This is a genomic window from Streptomyces botrytidirepellens (assembly GCF_003721215.1).
In the GTDB taxonomy this organism is placed as follows: Bacteria; Actinomycetota; Actinomycetes; order Streptomycetales; family Streptomycetaceae; genus Streptomyces; species Streptomyces himastatinicus.
In genome coordinates this window covers 39,298-47,458 of record NZ_RIBZ01000063.1, presented here as the reverse complement: position 1 = coordinate 47,458, position 8,161 = coordinate 39,298, and the positions used below count along the sequence as shown (strand labels likewise).

The 8,161-nt window shown below is 67.9% G+C and carries 6 protein-coding genes; 3 read left to right on the top strand and 3 right to left on the bottom strand.

The window, feature by feature from the left end; genetic code table 11:
- Positions 1 to 115 precede the first annotated feature (115 nt).
- The 3 genes from EEJ42_RS04560 to EEJ42_RS04545 form a co-directional block, all read right to left on the bottom strand.
- On the bottom strand, positions 116 to 2,530 hold the full coding sequence (locus EEJ42_RS04560) for a beta-glucosidase family protein (protein WP_246096044.1): 2,415 nt from the start codon (positions 2,528 to 2,530) through the stop codon (positions 116 to 118).
- Between the two features lie 270 nt (positions 2,531 to 2,800).
- A complete protein-coding gene (locus EEJ42_RS04555) occupies positions 2,801 to 4,195 on the bottom strand; it encodes a prolyl oligopeptidase family serine peptidase (RefSeq protein WP_123098712.1) in 1,395 nt (464 codons plus the stop codon).
- An 818-nt stretch (positions 4,196 to 5,013) separates the two neighbouring features.
- Entirely contained in the window at positions 5,014 to 5,535 is a 522-nt protein-coding gene (locus EEJ42_RS04545) for an Hsp20/alpha crystallin family protein (RefSeq protein ID WP_342778241.1), read from the bottom strand.
- A 502-nt stretch (positions 5,536 to 6,037) separates the two neighbouring features.
- Here EEJ42_RS04545 and EEJ42_RS04540 point away from each other — a divergent pair.
- The 3 genes from EEJ42_RS04540 (at position 6,038) to EEJ42_RS50625 (ending at position 8,029) form a co-directional block, all read left to right on the top strand.
- Positions 6,038 to 6,499 (top strand): CBS domain-containing protein, encoded by a 462-nt coding sequence (locus EEJ42_RS04540; RefSeq protein WP_123098711.1) that lies wholly within the window; start codon positions 6,038 to 6,040, stop codon positions 6,497 to 6,499.
- Positions 6,500 to 6,692: 193 nt separating this feature from the next.
- Positions 6,693 to 7,094, top strand: coding sequence for a DUF2267 domain-containing protein (locus EEJ42_RS04535; protein ID WP_123098710.1), 402 nt, complete (start codon positions 6,693 to 6,695; stop codon positions 7,092 to 7,094).
- 782 nt (positions 7,095 to 7,876) lie between these two features.
- Positions 7,877 to 8,029: a hypothetical protein gene (locus tag EEJ42_RS50625; RefSeq protein WP_184502929.1), complete on the top strand. Its 153-nt coding sequence runs from the start codon at positions 7,877 to 7,879 to the stop codon at positions 8,027 to 8,029.
- Positions 8,030 to 8,161 lie beyond the last annotated feature (132 nt).

The window sequence follows — 8,161 nt, the reverse complement described above, 5'->3', positions numbered from 1 at the left end:
GGTGCCGGCCGCACGGTGCGGCCGGCACCCTTGGTGGTGGAGGGAAGGAGCCGGGCCGGGGCCGGCCCGGCATCAGACGCCGCTCGTCACCCGGCCGATGTCGCGCGCCGGGCGGTCAGCGGGTGACCTTGACGCCGCCGTGCAGGGGGAGCGTCCGCGACGAGGAGCCGACCCACACCTCCCGGTGCCCGGTGCCGAGCTCCCAGGCGTGGGAGGAGGCGTTCCAGTACTTCAGCTGCTGTGCGTCGACCTGGATGCGTACGGTCTTCGACTGACCGGCGCGCAGATGCACCTTCTGGTAGCCGCCGAGCGAGCGCACCGCCTGGGGCGCGGTGGTCTCCGGGCTCGCACCGACGTAGACCTGGGCGACCTCGTCACCGTCGCGGGTGCCGGTGTTCTTCAGCGTGAACGAGACGGTCAACTTGCCGTGACTCTGCCGAACCGCGAGGTCGCGGTAGGCGAAGGAGGTGTACGACAGGCCGTAGCCGAAGGGGAACAGCGGGGCGGCCTTCTCCTTGTCGTACCAGCGGTAGCCCACGTAGATGCCCTCGGAGTAGTTCTCCTGGTTGTCCACTCCCGGGTACCTGAGCGGGTCGCCGGCGACCGGTGTGGCGGACTCGCTCGCGGGGAACGTCTGGGTGGTCTTGCCCGACGGGTTCACGTCGCCGTAGAGCAGGCGGGCGGTGGCCTCGGCCCCGTTTTGCCCGGGGTAGTACGTGTCGAGCACCGCCTTGACCTTGGACAGCCACGGCATGGTGATCGACGATCCCGTGTTGAGGACGACGATCGTGTTCGGGTTGGCGTCGGCGACGGCGGAGATGAGCCCGTTCTGGTCGGCCGGCAGAGAGAGGTTCTTCCGGTCGACACCCTCGGTACCGTCGTCGTAGGCGAAGACGATGGGGGTCTCCACCTGGCGGGCCAGGGCCACGGCCTGCTTCCGGGCGGCCTGCGCGGCCTGCGGGGTGACCCAGTTCAGCCGGATCTTGGCCGGTGCGCCCTGGATGGCTTGGGCGTTGGCCGCGAAACGGTGCGTTCCCGCCGTGAGGTGCACCGTGGCGCTGCTGGAGCCCAGGAAGCCGGTGATGACGCTCTTGCCGTCGATCTTCAGCGCGCCGTACGCGGCGGGAAGGTCGTAGACGAAGGAGTAGTCGCCGTCGGCCGGCACCGTGAGGGTGCCGCTGTAGTCGAAGGAGGCGTCCGGGGTGACGGTGATCGTGCCGTCCGAGCCGACCGGCAGGGCGGGGCTGAGGGCCGTCGTGGGAAGGGGGGCGCCGGTGTTGTCGACGCCGGCCGCGTAGCGCACTGTGGCATTCCGGCCGGCCCGCTGCGTGATGGTGGCCAGCGGCGAGGCCGCGGAGTCCGGTACGACGTTGGAGCTGCCGCCGCCGGTGACCTTCGGTGTCTTCGCGGTCGGGCCGATGAGTCCGATGTTGGTGTCCTCGCCGGTCAGCGGAAGCGCCTTGCCGGTGTTCTTCAGCAGGACCGATCCGGACTCGGCCACCTTCTGCGCGACCTTGGCGCCGCCCTTCGGGTCGCGTGCGGGCCGCTGGCCCGCGGTGCCGTCGAGGAGGCCGAATTTGTTCATCTGGCCCAGGATGCGGGCGACCGAGTCGTTGAGCTCCGAGACCGGAATGGTGCCGTTCGTTATCGCGGTCTTCAGTTTGTCGCCCAGAAAGACGCCGCTCGGCATCTCCTGGTCGAGGCCGTTCACGATGTCGGTCGTCGCGTGGGCCGCGCTCCAGTCCGACATGACCCAGCCCTGGAAGCCCCACTGCTCTTTGAGGATCGAGTTGAGCAGTTCGTCGCTGCCGCAGCCGTGACTGCCGTTCACCGAGTTGTACGAGCACATCACCGAACCGGCGCCGGCCTTGACGGCGGCCTCGAACGCGGGCAGCTCGATCTGACGCAGGGTCTGCTCGTCGACGTTGACGTTCACCCCCATGCGGTTGTCTTCCTGGTTGTTCTCCGCGTAGTGCTTGACGGTGGCCATCAGGCCCTGGCTCTGAACGCCCCCGATCTCGCCGGACACCATGCGGGAGCTGAGCAGCGGGTCCTCGCTGAAGGTCTCGAAGTTCCGCCCCGCGTACGGCACCCGGATGATGTTCGTCATCGGTGAGAGGAGGACGTCCTGGCCGAGCGCACGGCCGTCGCGCCCGATGACCTGGCCGAACGTACGGGCCAGTCGGTCGTCGAAGGACGAGGCGAGCGCGACCGGCGCCGGCATCGCGGTGGCGTGCGCGTTGACCCGTACGCCCGCCGGACCGTCGGTGAGCCGCAGTTCGGGGATGCCGAGGCGGGGAACCCCGGGGATGTATCCGGCCTGGCCGAGGGCACGGGGGTCGGTGCCTCCATGGACGAAGGACAACTTCTCGTCCAGCGACATCCGGGCGATGAGGGCAGCGACGCGGGGAGACACGCTGACGGTGCCCCGAGCGTCACCCGCGCCCACGCCCGAGGCGCCAGGGGCCACGGCCGTGCCCGCGGCAAGGAGCATCGCGCTCGCTCCCGCGATCAGGGCCGTGCGGCGCAACCGGCTTTTCCTGCGACGTCGTACCGATGTCCGATTGAACTCCATGCGGACTCCTCACCAACGAAAGCACTCGACGATCTGAGTCTGAAAATTCAGGCTCTGATGGACGGAATGGAGATGGGCGAATCGGGCTGACTGCACACGACAGCAAGCAACATTTCTCGCCGGGGCCGAGACTGCGCCGACGCTGCCGGACTTGCCGGGGCCCTGAGGTCGGACTGGGGTGTGTCCGCCACGGTGGTGGACCGGGTGACCGCCGCGTGCGGCCGGCTACCGGGACTGTTCGAAGAGCCAGTCGATGACCACGTCGTTCTCGTACGTCTGGGCCCATGCGAAGTGCGGGTTCACCGGTGTCGTTCCGGACGTATAACTCGTGAACAGGACGTGACTGTGCGCTGCCCGGGCCCGCCGTAGGAGCTCCCGCGACCGGGCCTCGAATTGCGCCTTCGGCAGATCGTTGGCCCACTCTCCGCGGCTGACCGGTGCACCGGCGGCCTCGAGCGCGTTCATCAGTGTCCAGGTACCGGGGTTGCCGAACCGGCCCTCCCGGTAGGGGACGACCGGGTCGTCGACGGAGTGGTCGGCCCACATCGGAATGTGCGTGATCCTCTCCATGGCGGCCGGGTCGCCCCAGCCGGCCGTGGGCAGGGCAGCCGCGAACAGCTCGGGTCGCTTCGCCAGCAGGCTGTAGATGCCACGCCCCCCTGAGGACAGGCCGACGACGTAGAGCCGGTCCGTGTCCACGTTGCGGGAGTGCTCGCTCACGAAGGTGTCAATGAGTTCGATCAGCGCGGCCTGGACCTTGGCGTCGGTCCAGTCCGTGCCGTCGGGTCCGTCCATGGGACGGGGCAGGGGGATCTGCGGAGCGAGGACGAACGCGGGGTTGCGGCGCTGTCGTTCCGGCTTGGCGAACGTGACCGCGATCCGGTTGGACGTGAGCTGCGTCATGTTGTTGTCCGCGACTTCGCCACCGCCGTGCAGGGTGAGGACGAGCGGGTACCGCGTGCGCGTCTGAGGATTGTGTACGAATCCCTCGGGCAGGTACAGCCGGAAGTCCAGTTCGAAGCCCGAGGAGTCGGTGAAGGAACCGGCGGCGAAGTCGTCGACCACGGGAGTGAGGATCTCGTTGTTCCGGCTCGCGAACGGACCAGCCCTGAGCACCAGTTCACCTCCCGGGGTGCGCACGTCGGCGACCTGTCTGACGGAGTATGCGCGGTCGAGCGGAAGGGGATCGGTGCCGGCGGCCCGCGCGTTGGAGTCGTTCGGGTCGAGTTCGACGATCAGGCGGTCCCCCGGCCGTCCGGGATCGGGTCGGTCGTCCACTTCGGCGACGGTGTTGGGGTAGACCCGGGTCACCGTGCGAGCCGCTGTCTGCTTGCCCACAGTGGCCTTGACCTGGAAGGCAGTGGGCGGGATCACCCCGCCGCGTAAGTCGATGCGATGCGAGTATTGGACAGCGACGGCTGTCACCAGCCAATTGTTTCTCGGCGTCACCCGCGTGACGAGGTCCGTTCGCAGGACCGGATTGGGTCCGGAGGCCGCCTGTCGTCCTTCGGATGTCGCTGTCGTGGTGTCGGCGGCCGCGGCGGTCGCCGTGCTCACGGCCGGAACCGTGACCGCACCTGTCGCGACGGTGAGCACCGTGCGTCTGGTGATCCCTCTCATGGGTCCTCGTCTCAGTCGGTGGGGCACCCGGACCAGGTGCCTCTGTGTGGTCCCGGCGGACGGCCCTCGGCGGCGGTGGGCGGGGCTGGGGGGACAGACCGAGGTGTTACGCGAGAGTGTCGAAGCACCAACGGATCCGTGTCCAGCATCGAACCGAGATCTGTTCATGCGATAAGCGCATCAATGCAAAGAGATGCGCCCTGTACTCGTGGGCCGTGGACCACCTTGCGTCAACTGGCGGCGTACGCGGCTGTCGCCCGGTCCGCGACCTCGACTGCGGCAAGCAGTCGGGCGGCCTGAGCGGGGTTCGGGACGCAGCACGCCGGGGGGCCACGGCCCGGGACTGCTTCAACCTGTTGATCGCCCGCTCGACCACCGCCATCGGCTGGTCACCCCAGGCACACTGCTGACCTGGCACCGTCGTCTCGTGCGCTGGAAGTGGCGCCAGACGGCGGTCAGATCCGGTCGGCCACCGTTACGGGAAGAGACAGTCGCGCTCATCCAGGGCCTGGCGAGAGAGAACCCCACCTGGGGATACGTCAGAAGCCAAGGCGAACTGCGACGGCTTGGCCATCGGGTCGCCGCCGCGACGATCCGGCGCGTTCTGCGCCGCTCCGGCCTGCCGCCCGCACCGCAACGGGACCTCAGCGACAGGGCTGGGTGCTTCCGGTTTTTCATCCGGGACCGGGACAGCAAGTTCACCGCCGCATTCAGCGCCGTCTTCGCTCTTCTCGGCTGGTACGTGCGGGCCGGGGCCCGGCGCCCCTCGGCAGAGCCCCAGCTCCGGCCCGCTTGGCTCACCAGTGGCGGGGAAGGGGTCAGTCGCCTGAGGTGATCTCGATGTGCCGGGGCTTGGCCGTCTCCACCTTAGGGATCTCGACGGTCAGCACACCGTCGCGAAGGGCCGCGCTGACGCCTTCGGCGTTGACCTCGCCCGGAAGAAGGGCCCGGTACTCGAACCGGCCGGTACGGCGGGTGCCGCGCCGCAGGAAACCGGCACGTTCGCGTTCCCTGAGCTCGCCGCTGATGACCAGTTCCTGCCCCGCCATCTCGATGTCGATGTCCTCGCGCTTGGCGCCGCGGAGGTCGACCTCGATCTGGTAGGCGTCATCGGTCTCGGAGACATCGGCCAGCGGCGACCACGTCATCCCCGCGGCCACCGGCGCCAGGGTGCCACCCACCGTGGATTCCAGCAGGCTGCTCATGCGGCTGAACAGATCGTCGAACTCCGCGAGCGGGCCCGTGGCCCAGCTCGGGGCACGGCGTTCGGCCAGCGGCGCCTGCCTGCCTGGGGCGGTCTGGAGGCCAGCCTTACGGGGAGCGCTCAGGAAACACGGCAAGATCGGATCTCATCAAGCGGAGGAGTTCGAACCTGCCCGGCATCCTGCCGGGGTCCGGGGTGAGATCATGGACGCGCTGAAGATTTCCTTCCACCGACAAAACGCATGGCCGGTCTGCGCTTTTGTGACGCGAGCGGCCTGAGCACGCGCGTAGCCGCAGACCGGGAAGCCCGGAGGCGTCACGGTGGACTGAGATCGCCGCATGGACCATACAAGCCGCTCTGGCAGCATCCCGGTCAGCGACTCCCCAGGCCCGGATCTCTCCGGCAGCTGCTCAGCTGAGCGGCACCCGCGGGGCGACGCCTTCACTGGTCCATGTCCGGACGATTGGCGGGCGATGCGTTACCTCGGCCGATTCTTGATCCCTGTCTTTGGCCCCCACCTCCGGGGACAGAAACCTTCCCACAGAATGAGGCACAAGCCGTTCGCCGGGTACTCGGAGCCGCGAAGGCTGCTGTACAGGCCAAGGGGATTGCACCTTCAGGCACTGAGGAGCGTTTCCATGGCACAGCGCATTCGAGAGATCATGACCAGTCCTCCTGTCACGGTTCAGCCGCAGACCCCTGTGGCCGATGTCGCCCGCCGCATGCGGGAGGAGGATATCGGCGACGTCCTGGTCACCGAAGGCGATCAGCTTCGCGGCCTGGTCACGGACCGGGACCTGGTGGTACGGGCGCTTGCCGAGGGCGGGGACGTCGGCGCCAAGCCCGTTCAGGAGATCTGCAGCGAAAACCTGANCGGCGCCAAGCCCGTTCAGGAGATCTGCAGCGAAAACCTGATCGCCGTCTCCCCCGACGATGACACCGACCGAGCGGTGCAGCTGATGCGGGAGCGGGCCATGCGCCGACTGCCCGTCGTCGAAGAGAACCGGCCGGTGGGCATCGTCTCCCTGGGCGACCTCGCCCTTGAGCGCGACCCCGACTCCGCGCTCAGCGACATCAGCGCCGCCCAACCCAACCAGTAGCCACCTGGCCCCTGCCACCGGGCAGGGGCACCCCGGCATCGCCCACCGCGCAGATCGCCGGCCGCGCCGCGTTGGCGCGGCCCCCAAGGCCGCGCCGACGAGACGGCAAACCGCCGGAAGACAACGCCCCCGCCGTCCCAGCGGTCACGCCAGGTGCACCGGCGAGAGCACCGGGCCCGACACATCAGGAGGAATGATCGTGCGCACACAGTGGGACGCCTTCCTGGCAGCAGTCGAGGAGCGAGGCGAATACGGCTCACGGCAGGAGGCAGAGCGATCATCGCGCGTCGTTCTCGCTCTGCTGGGGGCGCACCTGGTGGGCGATGTGCGAGCGGAACTCGCCGCCCGGCTCCCGGAGACGTTCGCGCTGGTACTGCTCAACCCACTCCAGGCGCATGAACCTCTCTCCCCCGAGCGGTTCATCCGCGCGACAGCGGCATGGATTGAAGGAGCCACCGAGAAGACCGCGACGTGGGATGTCAGCGCCGTGCTCAGCGTCGTGGCCGACCTCGCCGGCGAAGACCTGACGAACCAGATTCTGCTCCAGCTCCCCCGGGGCTACGACCTGCTGTTCGGCCGGCCAGAACCCATCTGACCGAGACAGGCCTGCGCCGTTCAGGAATGCGTCGCTAGGTCGTAGGCGGTCTGGCGGGGTTTGCGGGCGCGCTGGGACCACGTCCAGGTGATCGTCTCACTGGTGTCGCAGGTCACACGGAAGCTGCTCTCGGTTCCAGCGGTGTTGCTGCGTCGGCGGACGGCCGGGGAAGCTGAATTGCTCGTGCTCCGGCACGAGAACGCGGTGCTCCGCTGGCATCGGCGTCTCGTTACACGCAGGTGGGACTACAGCGAGTGCCCTACAGCGCATCCGCGCCGACCACCACCTCAACCGGCCCCGCAACGCCCTGCTGCGCCTCTCCCTGATCCGTAAGACCACTCGCCACAAGGAGCTCCGCGACGGTGCGCGCACCACCCAGTATGAGCCGATCAGAGAAGCCGCGGCCCGATCAGCGCGATGAGCGCCAGCACACGGCGGCCCCTGGCGGGCTTGATGGACGCCAGCGACCGGACGGTCGGAGTTTCGGCGGGGGCAGCGCTGCCCCGACGCGTCGAGGTCGATGCGTCCGACGAGTTCACCGATTGTGAGAGTCATGTGAAACCCCCCGTTTCTTTTGGTGCTTTCTGTCGAAATGCGCCATGCGCGCACGGTGGCTCGACTGGTTCGGTCAGTACTTGGCGTGTTTTCATCGCGTCGGCACGGGCTTACGTGAATGCCCATCGGCAGCAGGCCGGCAAATGGCGGTCATGTGGCTGGTGAGCGCTTATTCAATCGTCCGTGTGTCATTTGTGAAACATTCCATTACAAAGGAAGGGAAAGTCATGGACTTCACCCGAGTCGAGACCGCCGAGATTTCCGACGCCGAGCTGGACAACGTCGCCGGCGGCATCGGCGTTGACGTCAACGCCGACGTCAACGCTGACACCCCCCTCATCAGCATCGAGGCCCCTGGCATCGGCCTCGTCACCGTTTGAGTGAGTCGGGCATGCGGCGCCTAGTCAAGAGCGGGCGCATTGCTCGGCCTATTGCTGCACGAATTCATTTTTGAGGATGTAGCGATAGATTCTTTCACGGGCGCCGGCACATAATGCGGCGCTGCTTCCGCG

What these genes read in the sequence shown, in the direction of transcription:
- EEJ42_RS04555 (WP_123098712.1), bottom strand. Translation starts at nt 4,195, where the DNA reads ATGAGAGGGATCACCAGACGCACGGTGCTCACCGTCGCGACAGGTGCG.
- EEJ42_RS04535 (WP_123098710.1), top strand. Translation starts at nt 6,693, where the DNA reads ATGATCGTGCGCACACAGTGGGACGCCTTCCTGGCAGCAGTCGAGGAG.
- EEJ42_RS50625 (WP_184502929.1), top strand. Translation starts at nt 7,877, where the DNA reads ATGGACTTCACCCGAGTCGAGACCGCCGAGATTTCCGACGCCGAGCTG.